This window comes from Paraburkholderia sp. RL17-368-BIF-A, assembly GCF_046054045.1.
Classification (GTDB): Bacteria; Pseudomonadota; Gammaproteobacteria; order Burkholderiales; family Burkholderiaceae; genus Paraburkholderia; species Paraburkholderia graminis.
The window spans coordinates 20,035-38,045 of the sequence record NZ_JARESN010000002.1 but is presented as its reverse complement, the minus strand read 5'-3'; the positions used below and the strand labels follow the sequence as shown (position 1 = coordinate 38,045).

Sequence of the window (18,011 nt, the reverse complement as noted above, 5' to 3'; positions counted from 1 at the left end):
CCGTGTTCCTGGCTCACAGTGCGGACGTCGGCGAAGATGGCCAACTCGGCAACGCTCAATGCGACGACACATACGTCGCATCCGCGAAGGCCGGCAGCGCGAAACTTTCGCGCATGCGCTTCGCCTCCGCCGCCGGCGTCAAGCCGAACAGGCGCTTGAACTCGCGGCTGAACTGCGAAGGACTCGTGTAGCCCACGGCGTGACCGGCGGCTTCCGCCGTCAGGTCCTGGCGAACCATCAATAGACGAGCCTGGTGCAGACGCGTCGACTTCACGTACTGCATCGGCGACACCTGCGTGACGGCCTTAAAGTGGCTATGGAAGCTCGGCACGCTCATGCCCGCCTCGTCGGCAAGCTGCATCACGTCGAGCGGCTCTGCAAAAGCGGCATGGATGAGGCGCAGCGATCTGCCGATCCGGCCGAACTGTCCGCGCATCGCCAGCGCCTCTCTCATCGAGCGTCCCTGCGCGCCGGTGAGCACGCGGAAGTACAGTTCGCGCAGCAGCCCCGGCCCCAGGACAGCGGCTTCGAGCGGCCGATGCAACGCTTCGAGCAAGCGCAATACCGACGACTGCATGGCCGCATCCATCGGCGTCGACATCATGCTCTGGGGCGCCTCGATGGCTTCCGTCGCGGCTTCCGTCACGCCTTCGCGATCGATCTGCGCGGCGAGTTCCGCGGCCATCGCGAGATCGAGATGCAGATACAGCGCAAGCAGCGGACGCGCCGGGCTCGCGTCGGTTTCCATCGTGAACGGTACGGGCACGGACACGGCGAGGTAATGGCGCTCGTCATACAGATAGAGCTGATCGCCGAAGTAACCACGCTTGCGGCCCTGGCAAACGATCACAATGCCGGGATCGTAGAGCACCGGCGTACGCGACAGCGCCCGGTTCGAGCGCAGGATGCGCACGCCCGGCAACGCGGTCAGGTTGTAGCCCTCGTCGGGCGCGAGCTTGCGCAGCAGCGCAACGATGCGCTTCTGGTTGGCGCGCAACAGTTCAGGCTGCTCGGCGAAGACGCGTTTTGCGTTCATAGTTTGCGTTCATAGCTTTAGGCAAGAAAATTAGCGGAACCGGGCTTTCGGTGCTCCGCTCGCAAGATTAGCATGCACTTTTCACTCAACACGACGGAGCGTGCTTCAATGTCATCCAGCAAAACTCTGCTTATCACGGGCGTCAGCAGCGGCTTTGGCCGGGCGCTCGCGCAAGAAGCGCTTGCGATGGGCCACCTGGTCGTCGGTACGGTAAGAAGCGCGGAAGCCAGGCGCGATTTCGAGTCGCTCAGCGCGAGCGGCGCTATTGGACGCATTCTGGATGTGACCGATTTCGATGCCATCGACGGCGTCGTGGCCGAAATCGAAACCAGCGTGGGCCCGATCGATGTACTCGTGAACAATGCCGGCTACGGTCATGAAGGCATTCTCGAGGAATCGCCTTTATCGGAGATGCGTCGACAGTTCGATGTGAATGTGTTCGGCGCGGTCGCCATGATCAAAGCCGTGTTGCCCTTCATGCGAACGCGCCGGCGCGGCCACATTCTGAACATCACGTCGATGGGCGGCTACATCACCATGCCTGGCATCGCTTACTATTGCGGCAGCAAGTTCGCGCTTGAAGGCATGTCCGAAGCGCTTGCGAAAGAGGTCAAGCCATTCGGTATCGCGGTCACAGCCGTGGCGCCCGGCTCGTTCCGCACCGACTGGGCCGGACGCTCGATGAAACGGACACCACGCTCGATCGCGGACTACGACCAGACGTTCGATCCCGTGCGCCAGGCTCGCGAGGAAAAAAGCGGCAAGCAACTGGGCGACCCGCGAAAAGCCGCGCGCGCGATGCTTGCCGCAATCGACGCAGCCAATCCGCCCGTTCATCTCTTGCTCGGCAGCGATGCACTCGCGCTGGTGCGAGGCAAGTTGTCGTCGCTCGAAGATGAAATCAGCGCGTGGGAAAGCGTCACTGTCTCGACGGATGGCTGAGCATGCCAGGCAACGTGCAAGCACGCTGCATTGCCTATTCCTCTCGAAGCGCGGCGCCTGAAGCCTCGCGGGCGTACTGCGTCGGCGGCATGCCGACGTGACGTGTGAACGCGACGCTGAATGCGCTCGCCGAGCTATAACCTACGCGCATCGCGATGGTCGCGACGCCGACCTCGGCCCGGCGCAGCAGGTTTCTCGCGATCGCCATGCGCCACGACAACAGGTATTCCATCGGCGCGACGCCGACTGCGCGGCTAAATCGGTCGAAAAAAGACGAGCGTGAGAGCGCAGCGGCCTTCGCGAGTTCTGCGACGGTCCAAAGCTTTTCCGGGCTCTCGTGCATCTGGCGAATGGCAGGCGCGAGACGCGCGTCAGCGAGACCGCGGATGAGTCCAGGCGATGCGCCGGTTTGCGTCGATCGCAATGCTTCAATGAAGAGCACTTCGAGCAGGCGCGCGAGCACGACTTCGCGCGCGGGCCGCTGCGCGCGCGATTCGTCCCGCACGAGTTTGACGAGCGTCGCGAGCCGGCGATCGCCGCGCACCAGCACGAGCCTGGGTAGAAGCGAGACCAGCAACGCGGCATCCGGCGAACCGAACGCGCAGAGGCCGGCAAGCCACTGCGCTTCCGGCGCGGCGGAGGGATCGCCGAAACGAAAGGTGCCGTCGGGCAGCGCGGTAGGCGCGCTCTGAGGCAACGCGTCGTCGTCGGGCGGCTCCATGCTCGTTACCGAAAAGCCGAAAACCTCCGGGACGAGCACGAAGTCATCGGCCTGAAGAACGAGCGGCTCGCAGCCGTTGACGGACAGACGCAGCGACCCGTCGAGCACCACGCAATAAAACGGCTGTCCGATTTCCGTGCGGCTCGCGCGCCAGCGCCCGGCGCCGCTCAGCACCTTCGAGAAGGTCGGAGTCGGCTGAAGCAAGGTGACGACTTCAGCGAGCGGATCGGTCATGGATGGACGATTTCGAATGAAACATGGACGTTCGATTGTAGCAAGTCCGACCCTTCACGACGTATCGTCTGGGGACTGTCACCGACCCCAGGAGTCGACATGAAGACCGTTTTGATTACCGGCTGCTCGTCCGGTTTTGGCGTGGAAATCGCGCGCTATTTTCTGGCTCGCGACTGGCGCGTGATCGCCACCATGCGCACGCCACGCGACGATGTGTTCGCAGCTTCCGACCGTCTTTTGATTCTTCCGCTCGACGTAACGGACGCGCAAAGCATTCGCGCCGCCGTCGATGCGGCCGGTCCGATCGACGTGCTCGTCAACAACGCCGGCATCGGCTTTCTGAACGCCGTCGAAGGTACGCCGATGGACACCGCGCGCGAGATCTTCGAGACCAACACGCTCGGCACCATCGCAATGACACAGGCTGTATTGCCGCAGTTTCGCGAGCGCCGCGAAGGCGTGGTCGTCAATGTCACGTCGACGGTGACGTGCAGGCCGTTGCATCTGCTCTCGGTCTATACCGCGAGCAAGTCGGCGGTCAATGCGTTCAGCGAATCGCTGGCTCTCGAACTCGAGCAGTTCAATGTGCGCGTACGTGTCGTGCTGCCGGGACGCGCGCCTTCCACGCGCTTCGGCGAGAACGCACGGTCGCGGATGCAAAGCGGCTTTCCCGAGGCATACGGCGCGCTCGTCGAGCAGATATTCGCAAACTGGGAGAAAGAGACGACCGTCACGCACGCAGCGGATGTCGCGGAAGCCGTCTGGCTCGCGGCCACCGATTCTTCGAGCCCGTTCAATATTCCCGCAGGAGAAGACGCTGTCGAGTGGTACAACGCGCGCGGCCTACGCTGATGGAATTGCCCGGCGTATCGGCAACGTACTTCGATGTTCGCCATCCTAACTAATTAGTCGCGCATTGGCCGCCATGTTCCGACATGGCCGGCACTTGTAGGCGAGCGACGCAAGATAAACTTAAACGTCGCCCTGCCGCAATACACCTGCTATCCAGCGTTCCTCCGACGCTTTGAGGTGCGTCCGCATGGCCGTCTGCGCGGCAATCGGATCGCCGCTCTGCAGCGCCTTGAGAATTTCCTCGTGCTCCCGTACCGCGGCCGACCAGGTTTCGGTGCTTTCGGAGTGATCGCGAATCGCCGCCGCAATTGGGTCATGGCGGCTATCGAACATCTCGGCAACGAAGCGGCTCAGCACCGAGTTGCCGGCAATCTCCGCGATCAGCATATGAAATTGCCGGTCGGCATCGACCGGCGATTTGCCCGCAGCCGCGAGGCGCTTCATTCGCAGCACCGTGCGGCGCAATCTGTCGAGCGTGGCCGCCGACAGCTTGCCTGCTGCCAGGACGATCACAGTCCCCTCTATTGCCGCCCTCGCCTGCATCAGTTCGGAAGGACTCTCGCCGAGGGCCGGCACCGCATTGTCGCCGCCGGTCTTCGAATCGCGGACATAGACGCCCGAGCCCATCCGTATCTCGATCTGCCCGCCTATTTCCAGCGCGATCAACGCTTCACGCAACGAAGGACGCGATACGGCGAGCGTATTGGCAAGCTCGCGCTCGGCGGGCAGACGCGCGCCCGGCTGCAGCCCGGCCTGTTGGATTAGCGCGAGAATCTGCGTCGCCACAGATTGGTAAAGCCGCTTTGGCTCAGTTTGCTTCATTGTCCGCAGGGTCCGTCGGAGGGCCGCAAAGCGCGGCCGCGGCAAAGTCTAGCACGCGGTCACGAGGCCCGGCCACGCGTGCAGTTGCGAACTCAGGGTTTCCCTTATTGGAATGACCAGTTGTGCAACGCTAAATTGGCTTGACCAGATAAGCGGTTATGCGCTCTAATTTGCTCAAATTGGACTGACCAGTCGGCGGGATTCCGTTCCTGTGTGCCGACTCGCAGATTCCTGAACAAATGGAGACGGGATTGACACAAACGACCGCGCAGCCGCGGCCAGGCCAGGCGCCTGAGCCGCCAGTTCCCCGGGAGGTCTTGCAACTCAAGGGAGTGGGCAAGCGTTTCCCCGGCGTCGTGGCGCTCGACGGCGTCGATCTCGATCTGCGCTCCGGCGAAGTGCACGCGATCTGCGGCGAGAACGGCGCGGGCAAGTCGACGTTGATGAAAATCATCAGCGGTCAATATCACGCGGACGATGGCGTGATGTGCTACGACGGCGCGCCCGTGCAGTTCTCTTCCACCTCGGAGGCGCAGGCGGCCGGCATCGCGATCATCCACCAGGAACTGAACCTGGTGCCTCATCTGTCCGTCGCGGAAAACATCTTCCTTGCGCGCGAACCGAAGCGCGGCCCGTTCGTCGACTACCGGACGATGAACGCCAACGCGCAGCGCCTGCTGCAACGCATCGCGCTGAACGTGTCGCCCACTACCCTGGTCGGCGCGCTGTCGATTGCGCAGCAGCAGATGGTGGAAATCGCGAAGGCGCTGTCGCTGAATGCGCGCGTGCTCATCATGGACGAGCCGACGTCGTCGCTGACTGAATCGGAAACGGTCCAGTTGTTTCGCATCATCAAGGAACTGCGCGCCGACGGTGTCGCGATTCTTTATATCTCGCATCGGCTCGACGAAATGGCCGAGATCGTCGATCGCGTCACGGTGTTGCGCGATGGCCGTCATATCGCAACGACCGATCTCGCGGCGACCAACGTGAATGAAATCGTCGCGCGGATGGTGGGCCGCGCGCTCGACGACGCCTATCCCGCGCGTCAGTCCACTCCGACGAACGACATTCTGCTCAGGGTGCGCGATCTGCAGCGAGCGGGCACCTTCGGCCCGGTCTCGTTCGAGTTGCGCAAGGGCGAAATTCTCGGCTTCGCCGGCTTGATGGGCGCGGGACGCACCGAAGTCGCCCGCGCGATCTTCGGCGCCGAGCGGCCCGACTCGGGCTCGATTCTGCTCGGCGATACGCCGGTCGAGATCCGCTCACCGCGCGAAGCGATTCGTCACGGCATCGCGTATCTGTCCGAGGACCGCAAGAAAGACGGCCTCGCGCTGTCGATGCCGGTGTCGGCAAACATCACGCTTACCAACGTTCGCGCCATCTCGTCGCGCGGCTTTTTGCGTTTCGCCGAAGAGACGGCAATCGCGGAACGCTACGTTCGCGAACTCGCGATCCGCACGCCGACGGTCAGGCAGATTACGCGGAACCTGTCCGGCGGCAATCAGCAGAAGATCGTGATCGGCAAATGGTTGTACCGCGGCTCGCGCATCCTGTTTTTCGACGAGCCGACGCGGGGCATCGACGTCGGCGCGAAGTACGCGATCTATACGCTGATGGACCAACTCGCCGCCAAAGGCGTCGGCGTCGTGCTGATCAGTTCGGAGTTGCCGGAACTGCTCGGCATGACCGATCGCATTGCCGTATTTCACGAAGGGCGCATTACCGCGGTCCTCGAGACAAGACAAACGAATCAGGAGGAGATCTTGCACCATGCATCAGGGAGAAGTCATGCTTGAGATCACATCGGGCCGCGAGCAGGCCATCGAGAAGCAGGCGCGGCAGCGACGCCGCGACCTGATCCAGAAATTCGCAGCGCTTGGGAGTCTCGCAGTTCTGGTTGTCGCGTTTTCGCTGACCAGTGCCGCGTTTTTCTCGGTGGGCAATCTGCTGACCGTTGCGCTTCAGGTCACGTCGATCGCGTATCTCGGCGTGGCCGCGACGTGCGTGATCATCACGGGCGGCATCGACCTGTCGGTGGGATCGGTGCTGGCGCTGGCCGGTGTCGCGGCCGCGCTGCTCGTCAAGGCGGGCGTACCGGTGCCCGTCGCGATGCTGGGCGGCATGCTGGTCGGCGCGGCCTGCGGATGGGTCAACGGCATTTGCGTCACGCGCATGGGCTTGCCGCCGTTCATCGCAACGCTCGGCATGATGCTCGTCGCCCGCGGCGTCGCGTTGCAGATCACGGGCGCAAGACCTGTCTCCGGTCTCGGCGACGCCTTCGGCGAACTCGGCAATGGCGCGCTTTTCAAAGTCTCTCACATCGGCGCCGACGGCTTTCCCGACACGGTTTTTCCGGGCATTCCGTATCCGGTCGTGATCATGGTCGTGCTGTTCGTCGCGGTGTCCGTCCTGCTTTCGCGCACCTCGCTTGGCCGTCATATCTATGCGGTCGGATCGAACGCGGAAGCAGCGCGGCTTTCCGGCGTCAACGTGCAGGGCGTCAAGCTCTTCACTTATGTGCTGTCCGGCGTATTGGCCGGCGCGACCGGTTGCGTGCTGATGTCGCGCCTCGTCACCGCGCAGCCGAACGAGGGCGTGATGTACGAGCTCGATGCGATTGCGAGCGCGGTGATCGGCGGCACGTCGCTGATGGGCGGCGTCGGCACGATTTCCGGCACGGCCATCGGCGCATTCGTGATCGGCGTGCTGCGCAACGGGCTGAACATGAACGGCGTATCGAGCTTTATCCAGCAGATCATCATCGGTGTGGTGATTCTCGGCACCGTATGGATCGATCAACTCCGAAACCGGAAGTCATAAAGTCGTAATCAGAAGACGCAGTTGAAACCACAAATCAAGGAGCGAGACATGAAAAAGGTATCCGTACTGGCTGCGGCCGCGGCGATGTGTGCAATGTTCAGCGCGTATGCGCAAGCGGCAGGCGGCGAGATTGCCGTAATCGTGAAGACGGCCAACTCTAACTACTGGCAGAACGTCCAGAAAGGCGCGACCGCTGCAATGGCCGATGCGAAGGGCTACACGATGACCTTCCAGGGTCCCGCGACGGAGTCGGCTATCGCGGACGAAGTCAACATGGTCGAGAACGCTGTGAACCGGCATGTGGCGGGCATCGTCCTCGCGCCGTCGGACCCGGATGCGCTCGTGCCCGCGATGAAGAAAGCGTGGGAAGCCCATATTCCCGTTGTGCTGATCGACTCGTCCGTGTCCGATGCCGGCAAGCAGTACTACCAGTCGTTCCTGTCGACCGATAACGCGAAGGCCGGCGAACTCTGCGCAAAGGCGATGATCGACCGCGTCGGACAGACCGGCAAAGTGGCGGTCATGTCGTATGTGCCGGGCGCCGGATCGGAAGTGGGCCGCGTCGGTGGATTCCGCAAGTACATTGCCGCGCATTCGAAGCTGCAACTGGTCGGCCCGTTCTACTCGCAGTCGCAGATGGCGAATGCGCTCAATCAGACCACCGATGTACTGTCGGCCAATCCCGACCTCAAGGGTGTGTTCGGCGCGAATGAGCCGACCGCCGTGGGAATGGGACGCGCCCTTCAACAGTCTGGGAAAAGCGGCAAGGTGATCGCCATCGGCTTCGACGGCAATCAGGATTTGCAGGGCTTTGTTCGCGACGGCACGATCCAGGCCATTGCGGTTCAAAGCTCGTATCAGATGGGCTACAAGGGAATCGAGACGATCGTGAAGGTGATCGAGCGCAAGCCTGTGTCGAAGCAGGTCGACACTGGAGTGATGATGGTCGAGAAACAGAACCTCGATTCGTCCGAGGCAAAGAACGTTCTCTATTGATGAGCGTTCGCTGGCGCGGCGCTTTATAGCTGCGCGCCGGCATGTGACCATGCGGACGACCTTCGTGACCACGCCAACGTTTTATCGGCAACGTATGCCGTTTTTTTACAGAATCGATCCGCCGTCCGGTGATCGACAAGACCAATCAAGAGGATGCCGAAATGCTTAGCGTCATTTGCGAATCGCCTGGCGTGCTGCGCCGTGAAGACCGCGAACCACCTCACCGTGCCGAAGGCGAAGTGCTTTTGCGCGTCAGCCGCGTGGGTATTTGCGGGACCGATATGCACATCTATTCCGGCAACCAGCCTTACTTGCAATATCCGCGTGTGATGGGCCACGAACTGTCGGCCATCGTCGCCGAGGCCGATGCAAATGCGCACGTCGTGCCCGGCGACGCCGTTTATGTGATGCCGTATCTGTCGTGCGGAAGCTGCATCGCGTGCAGGCAGGGCAAGACCAACTGCTGCGTCAATATCAAAGTGCTCGGCGTGCATCGCGACGGCGCGCTCACGGAGTTTCTCTCGGTGCCCGCGCAGTTCGTGCATAAGGCCGAAGGCGTCACGCTCGATCAGGCGGCCATGCTCGAATTTCTCGCGATCGGCGCGCACGCGGTTCGCCGTGCCGATGTGTCGGCCGGCCAGCGCGTTCTTGTCGTGGGCGCGGGCCCGATCGGCATGGCGGCCATGCTGTTCGCGAACCTGCGTGGCGCACAGGTCACCTGTCTCGACACGCGCGAGGATCGTCTCGCATTCTGCCGCGAGCATGTTGGAGTGTCAGCGGTTCAGATCGGACCGAACGACGTCGACGAACTCGCGGCGATGACAGGCGGCGAGTTCTTCGACGTCGTATTCGATGCAACCGGAAACATCAACGCGATGAATCGCGGCTTCCAGTTCATTGCTCACGGTGGCAAATACGTGCTGATCTCGATCGTACCCGGCGAGGTCACCTTCTCCGATCCCGAGTTTCACAAGCGTGAAGCGACGCTGCTCGGCAGCCGCAATGCGACCGCCGAAGACTTCGAGACAGTTCTCGAAGCGATGCGCGCGGGCCGCATTCCCGACAAGGCACTCAATACGCACCGAATGAGCTTGTCGGATGTACCCACCGAGTTCCCGAAGCTGATGGAGCCAGGACAGACCGTCGTCAAGGCGCTGGTGGAGTGCTGATTTAAGTCCGTCGGGTCAAACGGAACGCAGTGCTGTCACAAAGCAAAAAAATCCGCGTACTGCGAACTATCGCAAACAACGAAGTCGCAAGATTTAAGCGCAGAAGGCCACTGCGCTTAATCACATGGCGCGTTTTACTTATACGCGATACGCGCCCGCGCTAAACGACAACCGCCGAAAAAGCCGTATTCACTAATCGAAATGCGCCAACAGTTCGCGATATGGAGACTCACAAGCCATCGCGCGCATCGATTGAACCTATACTCCCCCGCTGCGTGACGGCACTCAAGAGTGCCACGCTAGTCCGCTATCTACATGCCGCTTGCCGGGTCCGCCTCGGCATCGAAAGTTTTCAGAAAGCACTAAATCCTGTCCGATGTCTCCCGACCTCGGATGCGTTTGTCTTCTTCGGGGAGGAAGTGGCCAATGAATATCAAGAGTTTTACTTCACTCCGTGGTTTGGCCTGTCTGGCTGTCGTAGGAACTCATGTCTGGACCCTATTCGACCTTCAGCGCCTGATCACCGCGCGATACGGCGTGGATTCGTTTCAGAACAAGATAGCCATATTCGTTGACAGAACCTTCAACGGACAAGCTGCCGTCGAAGTCTTCTTTGTTCTCAGCGGATGTGTACTCGCTTTGTCGTTGATGAGCGGCTCAGCCGCGAATAAGCCGTCGTGGGTCAAGACGTTTTATGTAAAAAGATTTTTCCGCATTTATCCCGCGTTGTGGTTGTCGATCGCGCTTGCCCTCGCGCTGTGGCCGCTCATCAAGACGGGACTGTCCTCTCCGGCCTATAGCGCCTGGGCGACGAGCGCCTTCCCGGCAAAGATCTCGGCTCCGCTGGTCGGCCTCTCGCTCGCATCTATATACGTCCATTTGAATTGGCCGATGTGGACACTTCGCGTGGAGCTGTTTTATTCGGTTCTGTTCCCGGCAATCTATCTGCTCGTGCAAAACCCGCGCACGCGCAAGCCGTTTCTCGTTTTCCTGGCACTGGTCGCGCTCGCTCCGATTCCGCGTACGCTGTCGCTGCACTATGCATTGGCCTTTGGTCTCGGCGCGCTGATTCCGCTCACGCGCGGAATCAGTCATTTCCGTTACCGCCTGATCGGCCTCGGCCTCATCCCGGTCTTAATGTATTCGCGCATCCTGCTGGAAGGTATCTTTGATGTGAAGAATATAGAAACGATGGAGATTCTGATTGCCTTCGGCATCGTCTATTGCCTGTTTCACAATAAGAGAAGGATGCCGCTTCTGGATCGGCCGATATTCGAGTACATGGGCACAATCTCATACAGCGTGTACGTGCTGCATTTTCCGATCGTGTTCGGTCTCGGTGCCTGCGTGGTAAAAGCTCTCGGAACGTCCGCCGTTCAACAGCAGCCGTTGCTCATGGCTTCATTACTGGGCGTGTCGACTTTGATTATCACTCTGCCGCTCTCGATGCTCAGCAACAAGTTCGTCGAAGATGCAGGCAATAATCTGGGAAAACGTCTTGCGGCTTCGTGGTACGGCCGCCGCCAGGAGGCACCTGTCCTGGCAGCGACCGTGGAAGAACAATGATGCGCGCGCCCATCACCGCATTTTGACAACCACTTTCCCTTTGGCGCGTCCGCTATCGACATAGGCCATCGCCTCTCCGATTGAATCGAATGCAAAGATGCGATCGACAACCGGGCGTATCACGCCGCCTTCGATAAGCGATGTGATCTGCGCGAGCTGGTCGCCGCTTGCGCGCATGAACAGGAAGGAATAGCTGATTTTCAGGCGTTTGGCCGCCTTCCTGATCCGGTAACTGAGTAGACGCGTCGCCAGCGTCAGGAAGCCCGGCAAACCAAGCTCTTTTGCGAAGTCGGGGTCCGGCGGCCCCGAGATCGAGATGAGCCGACCGCCGGGTCGCAGCACGCGAAGCGATTTGTGCAACGTCGCCGCGTCCAGACTGTTTATCACCACGTCATAGCCGGCGAGCGTCTTCTCGAAGTGATCCTTCTTGTAATCGATGACGACATCGGCCCCGAGGCCCTTCACCCATTCCACGTTCGCCGTACTCGTTGTCGTCGCGACGAATGCACCCAGGTGCTTCGCCAGTTGGATCGCGAACGTTCCGACGCCGCCGGAACCTGCATGAATCAGGACCTTTTGTCCTTTCCGCAACTGCGCGTTTTCGATCAACGCTTGCCACGCAGTGAGACCCACGAGCGGAATCGAGGCGGCCTCTTCCATGCTGAGTGCTTTGGGCTTGATGGACACGTCTGCTTCTTTCACTGCAATCAGTTCGGCGAACGTGCCGATCCGGTCTTTATCCGGCCGCGCGTAAACTTCGTCGCCGACCTTGAATCGCTGCACGCGCGATCCGACGCGCACGATCACGCCGGCTACATCGTTGCCGAGAATCAGCGGCAAACGATACGGCAAAATCAGCTTGAATTCGCCGTCGCGTATTTTCGAATCGAGAACATTAAGGCTGGCGGCGTGGACCTGGATCAGGACGTCGTCGTCGCGTAGTTGCGGCTCCGGCACGTCGGCGATATGCGCGCCATGCTTGCGTCCGTATCGCTCGAGAATGAATGCTCTCATGATGCTTTCGGGTCCCCCGGTGTGATCTGGCGCTGCATGTTTTTCATTCTTGCAAGAGAGGGCTTACCGACTGCGACGCCGGTATCGTGTCGAGTCGAAGGTCTTTACGAAGCCCGGCATCCACGAGCGCGGCCGGCGCGAATCTGCGCAGCATTTGCAGACGGCTCGCAAGCGCGCCGGCTGGGTAGCGCAGCTTCGGCTTCGCGGCTATTGCCGCCTTCAACACGACTTCAGCGACAACCGAAGGCTCAGTCGCGGTCGCCATCACTTCATTGACTCGCTTGCTGACGACAGCACGCGCTTCGCGATACGCATCGAGCGTGGAATCGGGTGCGAGGAAGTTCGCGTCGAACGGCGTCTTCGTATAAGCCGGTTCGATGACCGACACGCGAATGCCCCAGCCGCGCAATTCATGATCGAGCGATTCGGAATAGCCCTCGATTGCATGCTTCGTTGCCGCGTAGAGCGCGCCGTACGGCATCGGCACAAAACCTAGGACTGAGCCGATGTTGACGATGCGGCCGCTGCCCTGCCGCCGCATATAAGGCACGACCGCGCGGGTCATCCGGACAACGCCGAAGAAGTTCGTGTCGAAGATCGACTGCGCCTGCGCAATCGAGCTTTCCTCGGCGCCGGCGGGCGCGACGCCGAAGCCCGCGTTGTTCACGAGCAGATCGATGCGGCCGGCTCGCCGCATAACCTGGGCGACCGCGGCGTCGACGGATTCGTCGCTGGTGACGTCGAGCGTCAGCATGTCGAACGAATGCTCGCCCGCAGGCACTGGCCGCCGGCTTGTGCCGAAAACCTTGTAGCCCGCTTCGCTCAATCGCTGCGCGGCGGCCTGTCCGATACCCGAAGACGCGCCTGTGACAAGGGCGACACCCAACGGCTTTTTGTCAGTCATTTCAAGCTCCATGTGCGGAACGCCCGCGTCACTATCAAATTGAAATCGACTATACTGGGAAATCAAATCCATGTCACTATCAAAATAGTATGGACGACATCAATTCATGCGATGACCCGTGTCCGATCGCGCGCAGCCTGGCTGTCGCGGGCGACGCGTGGAGCATCCTGATCTTGCGCGACGCCCACGCGGGTCTGACGCGCTTCGACCAGTTCCGCAAAAGTCTGGGCATTGCGCCGACCATGCTGACGCGGCGTCTGGCCGCGCTGGCGGAACAAGGTCTATTGGAGAAACGCCGCTATTCGGAGCGCCCGCCGCGCGACGAATACGTGCTGACGGCTGCGGGCATGGACTTCCTGCCGGTGCTGTTCATCATCGGCGCATGGGGGCGGCAACACCGCGGGGATAGCAAGCTGGTTCGCTTCCTGGACGCGGAAACGGGAACGGAGATCAAGGCGATTGCGATCGACGAAGTCACCGGCGCAAAGATCGGGACGCGTCCGATACGCATCGTGAATGTCGATGAAAATTGACGAAGCGTTCGCGCCTTGGCGCCGACGAGTGCTACGGCTTCTTCTTCGGTGCAGACAGGCGTGAAAGCGCGCCCGACTCGCAGGCTTGGAGGATTTCATCCGCGAGCGGCGAGTCATCGGGACAGGCGCGCGAGAGCACGACCGCGCCCACCAGTTGCGCGATGGCATCGATCGAGCGGGCTCGCGCTTCACGCTTGGCCGCTGCGCTTGTCGCGTTAGTCGCATTAGTCGCATTAGCCGCGCCGTGCTTGCTCACCATGCTGGTCAGCAGCCGTTCAATGCCGTCGGCAAAGGCTTGCTTGACCTGTTCCGGCTGACGCCCGGCATCCACGGACAACGCCGCCATCGTGCAGCCGGTGCCGGGCGTATCGCGGTGCTCGCGGGACAAGTACTGCTTGATGAACGCGGCAATGTCGATCCCTTCACTGCCGGCCGCCGACTCCGAAAAGCCACAGGCCGCCGCCTCCGCCATCAGATCGGCCTTCGAGCCAAAGTGCTTATAAAAGCCGCCGTGCGTGAAACCGGCGGCCGCCATCAGGTCCGCGACGCCCACACCGTCGTAGCCTCGCTCGCGAAACAGCGTCGCTGCCGTCTCGACGATGCGCGCCCGGTTCGCCTGCGCTTGCGCTTTAGTGACCTTCATGTTCGGTGCCTCTCTTCGACTAACGCCACGCTAAAGTTTTAACTATACATTGATGTCGATCATCATCAAAGTCGTTGACTTTTTTGATGACGACCATCATTATTAACGCCAGCCTGCACCGCCGCCCTCGCTGATGGGCGGCAGCGGTCCCCACTCAAGCCAAGGAACACCAAGATGAAAGCCCTGCCCACTGTCCTCATTACCGGCGCCTCTTCGGGCATCGGCGCCGTTTATGCGGAGCGTTTTGCGCGCCGCGGCCATCCTCTCGTTCTGGTCGCGCGCGACAAGGCGCGGCTCGAAGCGCTGGCCGGCCGCTTGCGCGACGAAACGAAGATCGATGTGGACGTGTTGCAGGCCGATCTGACGGAGCCCGCCGATCTCGCCGCAGTCGAAGCGCGCCTGCGCGAAGACGCGAACATTCGCGTGCTGATCAACAATGCCGGCCTTGCGCAATCGGGCGGCTTTGTCGAGCAAAGCGCCGACGCCATCAATCGTCTGGTGACGCTCAACATCACCGCGCTGACACGGCTCGCGGCCGCCATCGCGCCGCGCCTCGCGCAAGCCGGCGAAGGGTCGATCGTCAACATCGGCTCGGTCGTCGGTCTCGCGCCCGAGTTCGGCATGACCGTGTACGGTGCAACGAAGGCGTACGTGCTGTTCCTGTCGCAGGGCTTGAGCCTGGAGCTGACGCCCAAAGGCGTGTATGTGCAAGCCGTGCTGCCGGCGGCCACGCGCACCGAAATTTGGGAGCGCGCCGGCATCGATATCGATACGCTGCCCGAAGTGATGGAAGTGGGTGAACTGGTGGATGCCGCGTTGATCGGCTACGACCGCCGCGAGTTGGTGACCATACCGCCGCTTCACGTCGCCGAACGCTGGGATGCACTCGACGCCGCGCGCCAGGGTTTGCTCTCCGATATCCGGCAAGCGCAAGCTGCGGAGCGTTATCGGGCAACGGCCTGACCCGCTTCGGCTGAGCGGAGCGCAGGCGTTAGCCCGCGTCGCTCGAACCGATGACCGCTTCGGGAAGCACGACGATTTTCCCGCGTCTTTCGCGGTCGAAGGTTGCGAGCACAGCGTCGCTTGCGTTGGCGAGTGGGAAAGCGATGGTCGCAGGCGGTCGAAGATGACCGCGCGCGACCATCGAAAACAGCGCGGCGCGTACACGCCGCGCCTGTTCCGGCCGGGTTGCGAGGAAATAGCGCACATCGACGCCATGCAGCGTGGCGTTCTTGAGAAGCGCGAGATTGACCGGCAGCGACGGAATCGCGCCGCCCGCAAATCCGATCACGAGATAGCGGCCGCCTTTCGCAAGCGAGCGGAACGCAGGCTCCAGCATGTTTGCGCCGACGGGGTCGAGCACGACGTCGACGCCTTCGGGCGCCACACGTTTGAGCGCCTCGCGCCAGTCGGGAAGGCTGTAGTCGATCGCGGCCACGGCGCCGAGTTCGCATGAGGCTTTGCGCTTGGACTCGCTCGATGCCGCCGCAATCACACGAGCGCCCGCATGCACCGCAAGCTGAATGGCGGCGGACGACACCGCGCCGCCCGCTCCGAGCACCAGCAGCGTATCGGCGGCTGTCAAACGTCCCTGATCGAACAACGCATAGTGTGCCGTCTGATAGTCCACCAGCATGGCTGCGGCAATGGGCATGGGTAGCCCGCTCGGCACGATGTCAACGTCAGCGGCATCGACCACCACGTATTCCGCGAGGCCGCCGCCAAGCTGCCAGGTGACGACACGTTCACCGACAAGCGGCCGCGTCACGCCCGGACCCACAGCGTCGACGACGCCGGCAATCTCTCCGCCGGGCACGTAAGGCAAGCGCGGCTTGATCTGATAGCGGCCTTGCATCATCAGCCCGTCGACGAAACCCAGAGCCGTTGCTTCGATGCGGATGCGCAGTTGTCCGTGACCGGGATCCGGCATCGGTTCATCGACTAACGCATAGGAGCCGATGCCGAAGCTTGTTCCAACGAAGCTTTTCACGCTCTATCTCCGTCTCTCTTGCACAATCATCAGCATACCTACTAATGCGTGTGATTGCAGCCGCGCTTGACTGCGCAGCGAATGGCGGCTTCGCAAGACAACGTGCGTCATCCGGCCAGGCGGGTAATTGCTATCCGACTGCCCGCCTGCTCGCGCAAACGAAACTTCTGGATCTTCCCTGTAGCGGTTTTCGGCAATTCGCCGAAAACGACGCGGCGCGGGCATTTGAAATGAGCCAGTCTTTCACGGCAGAACGAGATGACGTCCTGCTCGGTTATGTCGAGAGCATCCGGCTTCAGTTCGATAAAAGCGCAAGGCGTCTCGCCCCATGTGTCGTCCGGCTGCGCGACCACGGCTGCATTGAGTACACCCGACATGCGATAGATCACCTCTTCCACTTCCACAGATGAAATGTTTTCTCCACCAGAAATGATGACGTCCTTCGAGCGGTCCGTGATCTGGATATAGCCGTCCGGATGAACGACCGCAAGATCTCCGGTATGAAACCAGCCGCCGGCGAAAGCTTTTTCGGTTGCGTCGGCATTCTTGAGATATCCCATCATCACCGTATTGCCGCGGACGAGAACTTCGCCGCACGACTGGCTATCGGCCGGCACCGGTTCGAGCGTCGCGAGATCGGCGACCGACATTTTCTCGAACGCCGCCGCACGTACGCCTTGCCGCGCTTTCAATTTGCCTTGCTGCTCCGGCGGCAACGTATCCCACTCGTCGTGCCATGCACAGCTAATCGGCGTGCCGGAGATCTCGGTGATTCCAAACACGTGATCGACGTCGAAGCCCATTGCGCCGACGGCTTCGAGCACCGCAGCGGGCGCCGGCGAGCCGGCGGTGAGAACGCGCACCCGACGCGGCAACGGCTGCCGTTCCGACTGCGGCATGCTCGCGATGCCTGCGAGAACAATCGGTGCTGCACAGAAATGATCGACGCCATGTTTCTGGATCGCGGAAAGGATATTCGCCGCGTTGACTTTGCGCAGGCATACATGCGTTCCCGCCGCGGCAGTAATCGCCCATGTGAAGCACCAGCCGTTCGCATGGAACATGGGGAGCGTCCACAGATAAATTGGCGCACGTGGAAGCGGCCAATTCGTCATCTGCAGCAGGCTCATCAGATACGTGCCGCGATGGCTCGGAACGACTCCCTTCGGATCGCCTGTCGTGCCCGATGTGTAGTTCAACGCGATCGGCGTCCACTCATCGACGGGGCCACGGCCGGCAAATGCCGGGTCGCCACTCGCGAGCAGCGATTCATAATCGGTTTCGCCGATGGCGGCGCCGTCGGGCGCTTCGTGATCGTTGATGTCGATGAGACGCGGTGGATTCGGAACCGACTGCAACGCTTTTTCGACCAACGCGGCAAACTCGCGATCCACCAGCAGAAGCTTGCATTCGCCGTGGCGCAGAATGAACGCGATGCCGTCAGCATCGAGACGGCAATTGATGGCATTAAGCACGGCCCCCGAGAGCGGCACGCCGAAGTGCGCTTCGAGCATCGCCGGCGTATTCGGTGCGATGATCGACACGGTATCGCCCGGCTCGATTCCCAATTGAACGAGCGCCGACGCGAGGCGATAGCAACGCTCGCGAGTCGTCGCCCACGTCTGGCGGAATTCGCCATGAATGATCGCGGTGCGTTGCGGATAGACGTCGGCGGTTCGGTCGAGGAAGGTTAATGGCGTCAATGGAACGTGGTTTGCCGGATTCTTCTCGAGCCCTCGCGAGTAGGCCTTTGCACTCATGACTTT

Annotated in this window: 17 protein-coding genes; 9 read left to right on the top strand and 8 right to left on the bottom strand. The window is 61.4% G+C overall.

Annotated features, from left to right (window positions below; genetic code table 11):
• Positions 1-55 precede the first annotated feature (55 nt).
• Positions 56-1,036 (bottom strand): AraC family transcriptional regulator, encoded by a 981-nt coding sequence (locus P0D87_RS03240; protein WP_053859370.1) that lies wholly within the window; start codon positions 1,034-1,036, stop codon positions 56-58.
• A 108-nt stretch (positions 1,037-1,144) separates the two neighbouring features.
• Here P0D87_RS03240 and P0D87_RS03235 point away from each other — a divergent pair, with 108 nt between their 5' ends.
• Positions 1,145-1,978 carry an oxidoreductase gene (locus P0D87_RS03235; RefSeq protein WP_053859371.1) on the top strand — a complete coding sequence of 278 codons (834 nt, stop codon included), beginning with the start codon at positions 1,145-1,147 and terminating at the stop codon, positions 1,976-1,978.
• A gap of 34 nt (positions 1,979-2,012) precedes the next feature.
• On the opposite strand, the gene P0D87_RS03230 is transcribed toward P0D87_RS03235, so the two are convergent.
• Complete coding sequence (locus P0D87_RS03230; protein ID WP_053859372.1) at positions 2,013-2,933, bottom strand: AraC family transcriptional regulator; 921 nt, start codon at positions 2,931-2,933, stop codon at positions 2,013-2,015.
• A 99-nt stretch (positions 2,934-3,032) separates the two neighbouring features.
• On the opposite strand from P0D87_RS03230, the gene P0D87_RS03225 reads away from it, so the two are divergent.
• Positions 3,033-3,785 carry an SDR family oxidoreductase gene (locus P0D87_RS03225; protein WP_053859373.1) on the top strand — a complete coding sequence of 251 codons (753 nt, stop codon included), beginning with the start codon at positions 3,033-3,035 and terminating at the stop codon, positions 3,783-3,785.
• 120 nt (positions 3,786-3,905) lie between these two features.
• On the opposite strand, the gene P0D87_RS03220 is transcribed toward P0D87_RS03225, so the two are convergent.
• Positions 3,906-4,607, bottom strand: coding sequence for a FadR/GntR family transcriptional regulator (locus P0D87_RS03220; protein WP_006052103.1), 702 nt, complete (start codon positions 4,605-4,607; stop codon positions 3,906-3,908).
• 239 nt (positions 4,608-4,846) lie between these two features.
• On the opposite strand from P0D87_RS03220, the gene P0D87_RS03215 reads away from it, so the two are divergent.
• The 5 genes from P0D87_RS03215 (at position 4,847) to P0D87_RS03195 (ending at position 11,161) form a co-directional block, all read left to right on the top strand.
• On the top strand, positions 4,847-6,406 hold the full coding sequence (locus P0D87_RS03215) for a sugar ABC transporter ATP-binding protein (protein WP_244231067.1): 1,560 nt from the start codon (positions 4,847-4,849) through the stop codon (positions 6,404-6,406).
• A complete protein-coding gene (locus tag P0D87_RS03210; protein ID WP_053859375.1) occupies positions 6,399-7,430 on the top strand; it encodes an ABC transporter permease in 1,032 nt (343 codons plus the stop codon). Before P0D87_RS03215 ends, P0D87_RS03210 begins: the two co-directional genes overlap by 8 nt.
• Before the next feature lie 48 nt (positions 7,431-7,478).
• On the top strand, positions 7,479-8,426 hold the full coding sequence (locus P0D87_RS03205) for an ABC transporter substrate-binding protein (protein WP_006052100.1): 948 nt from the start codon (positions 7,479-7,481) through the stop codon (positions 8,424-8,426).
• A gap of 161 nt (positions 8,427-8,587) precedes the next feature.
• Positions 8,588-9,595: a zinc-binding alcohol dehydrogenase family protein gene (locus tag P0D87_RS03200; protein ID WP_006052099.1), complete on the top strand. Its 1,008-nt coding sequence runs from the start codon at positions 8,588-8,590 to the stop codon at positions 9,593-9,595.
• Between the two features lie 426 nt (positions 9,596-10,021).
• Positions 10,022-11,161 carry an acyltransferase family protein gene (locus tag P0D87_RS03195; RefSeq protein WP_053859376.1) on the top strand — a complete coding sequence of 380 codons (1,140 nt, stop codon included), beginning with the start codon at positions 10,022-10,024 and terminating at the stop codon, positions 11,159-11,161.
• A gap of 12 nt (positions 11,162-11,173) precedes the next feature.
• Here the strand turns inward: P0D87_RS03195 and P0D87_RS03190 are convergent, their stop codons facing one another.
• Entirely contained in the window at positions 11,174-12,175 is a 1,002-nt protein-coding gene (locus tag P0D87_RS03190) for an NADP-dependent oxidoreductase (protein WP_053859377.1), read from the bottom strand.
• A gap of 43 nt (positions 12,176-12,218) precedes the next feature.
• Positions 12,219-13,079, bottom strand: a complete 861-nt coding sequence (locus P0D87_RS03185; protein WP_053859378.1) for an oxidoreductase — start codon at positions 13,077-13,079, stop codon at positions 12,219-12,221.
• 89 nt (positions 13,080-13,168) lie between these two features.
• On the opposite strand from P0D87_RS03185, the gene P0D87_RS03180 reads away from it, so the two are divergent.
• Positions 13,169-13,612 carry a winged helix-turn-helix transcriptional regulator gene (locus tag P0D87_RS03180; protein WP_053859379.1) on the top strand — a complete coding sequence of 148 codons (444 nt, stop codon included), beginning with the start codon at positions 13,169-13,171 and terminating at the stop codon, positions 13,610-13,612.
• A gap of 31 nt (positions 13,613-13,643) precedes the next feature.
• Here P0D87_RS03180 and P0D87_RS03175 read toward each other — a convergent pair whose 3' ends face one another.
• Positions 13,644-14,255 (bottom strand): TetR/AcrR family transcriptional regulator, encoded by a 612-nt coding sequence (locus P0D87_RS03175; protein ID WP_053859380.1) that lies wholly within the window; start codon positions 14,253-14,255, stop codon positions 13,644-13,646.
• Positions 14,256-14,429: 174 nt separating this feature from the next.
• Between P0D87_RS03175 and P0D87_RS03170 the strand changes: the two genes are divergently transcribed.
• A complete protein-coding gene (locus P0D87_RS03170) occupies positions 14,430-15,218 on the top strand; it encodes an SDR family NAD(P)-dependent oxidoreductase (RefSeq protein ID WP_053859381.1) in 789 nt (262 codons plus the stop codon).
• Positions 15,219-15,246: 28 nt separating this feature from the next.
• On the opposite strand, the gene P0D87_RS03165 is transcribed toward P0D87_RS03170, so the two are convergent.
• Together P0D87_RS03165 and P0D87_RS03160 are read right to left on the bottom strand one after the other, a co-directional pair.
• Positions 15,247-16,245: an NADPH:quinone oxidoreductase family protein gene (locus tag P0D87_RS03165; protein ID WP_053859382.1), complete on the bottom strand. Its 999-nt coding sequence runs from the start codon at positions 16,243-16,245 to the stop codon at positions 15,247-15,249.
• Between the two features lie 107 nt (positions 16,246-16,352).
• The gene (locus P0D87_RS03160) at positions 16,353-18,005 is read right to left on the bottom strand and encodes an AMP-binding protein (protein ID WP_053859383.1); all 1,653 of its coding nucleotides are present in this window, start codon (positions 18,003-18,005) and stop codon (positions 16,353-16,355) included.
• Positions 18,006-18,011: the final 6 nt, after the last annotated feature.

Bases quoted from the DNA above. Each gene is read 5' to 3' on its own strand.
- P0D87_RS03200 (WP_006052099.1), top strand. From the start codon at position 8,588: ATGCTTAGCGTCATTTGCGAATCGCCTGGCGTGCTGCGCCGTGAAGAC.
- P0D87_RS03195 (WP_053859376.1), top strand. From the start codon at position 10,022: ATGAATATCAAGAGTTTTACTTCACTCCGTGGTTTGGCCTGTCTGGCT.
- P0D87_RS03215 (WP_244231067.1), top strand. From the start codon at position 4,847: ATGGAGACGGGATTGACACAAACGACCGCGCAGCCGCGGCCAGGCCAG.
- P0D87_RS03175 (WP_053859380.1), bottom strand. From the start codon at position 14,255: ATGAAGGTCACTAAAGCGCAAGCGCAGGCGAACCGGGCGCGCATCGTC.
- P0D87_RS03170 (WP_053859381.1), top strand. From the start codon at position 14,430: ATGAAAGCCCTGCCCACTGTCCTCATTACCGGCGCCTCTTCGGGCATC.
- P0D87_RS03235 (WP_053859371.1), top strand. From the start codon at position 1,145: ATGTCATCCAGCAAAACTCTGCTTATCACGGGCGTCAGCAGCGGCTTT.
- P0D87_RS03225 (WP_053859373.1), top strand. From the start codon at position 3,033: ATGAAGACCGTTTTGATTACCGGCTGCTCGTCCGGTTTTGGCGTGGAA.
- P0D87_RS03180 (WP_053859379.1), top strand. From the start codon at position 13,169: ATGGACGACATCAATTCATGCGATGACCCGTGTCCGATCGCGCGCAGC.
- P0D87_RS03205 (WP_006052100.1), top strand. From the start codon at position 7,479: ATGAAAAAGGTATCCGTACTGGCTGCGGCCGCGGCGATGTGTGCAATG.
- P0D87_RS03190 (WP_053859377.1), bottom strand. From the start codon at position 12,175: ATGAGAGCATTCATTCTCGAGCGATACGGACGCAAGCATGGCGCGCAT.
- P0D87_RS03240 (WP_053859370.1), bottom strand. From the start codon at position 1,036: ATGAACGCAAAACGCGTCTTCGCCGAGCAGCCTGAACTGTTGCGCGCC.
- P0D87_RS03220 (WP_006052103.1), bottom strand. From the start codon at position 4,607: ATGAAGCAAACTGAGCCAAAGCGGCTTTACCAATCTGTGGCGACGCAG.
- P0D87_RS03230 (WP_053859372.1), bottom strand. From the start codon at position 2,933: ATGACCGATCCGCTCGCTGAAGTCGTCACCTTGCTTCAGCCGACTCCG.
- P0D87_RS03210 (WP_053859375.1), top strand. From the start codon at position 6,399: ATGCTTGAGATCACATCGGGCCGCGAGCAGGCCATCGAGAAGCAGGCG.
- P0D87_RS03185 (WP_053859378.1), bottom strand. From the start codon at position 13,079: ATGACTGACAAAAAGCCGTTGGGTGTCGCCCTTGTCACAGGCGCGTCT.
- P0D87_RS03160 (WP_053859383.1), bottom strand. From the start codon at position 18,005: ATGAGTGCAAAGGCCTACTCGCGAGGGCTCGAGAAGAATCCGGCAAAC.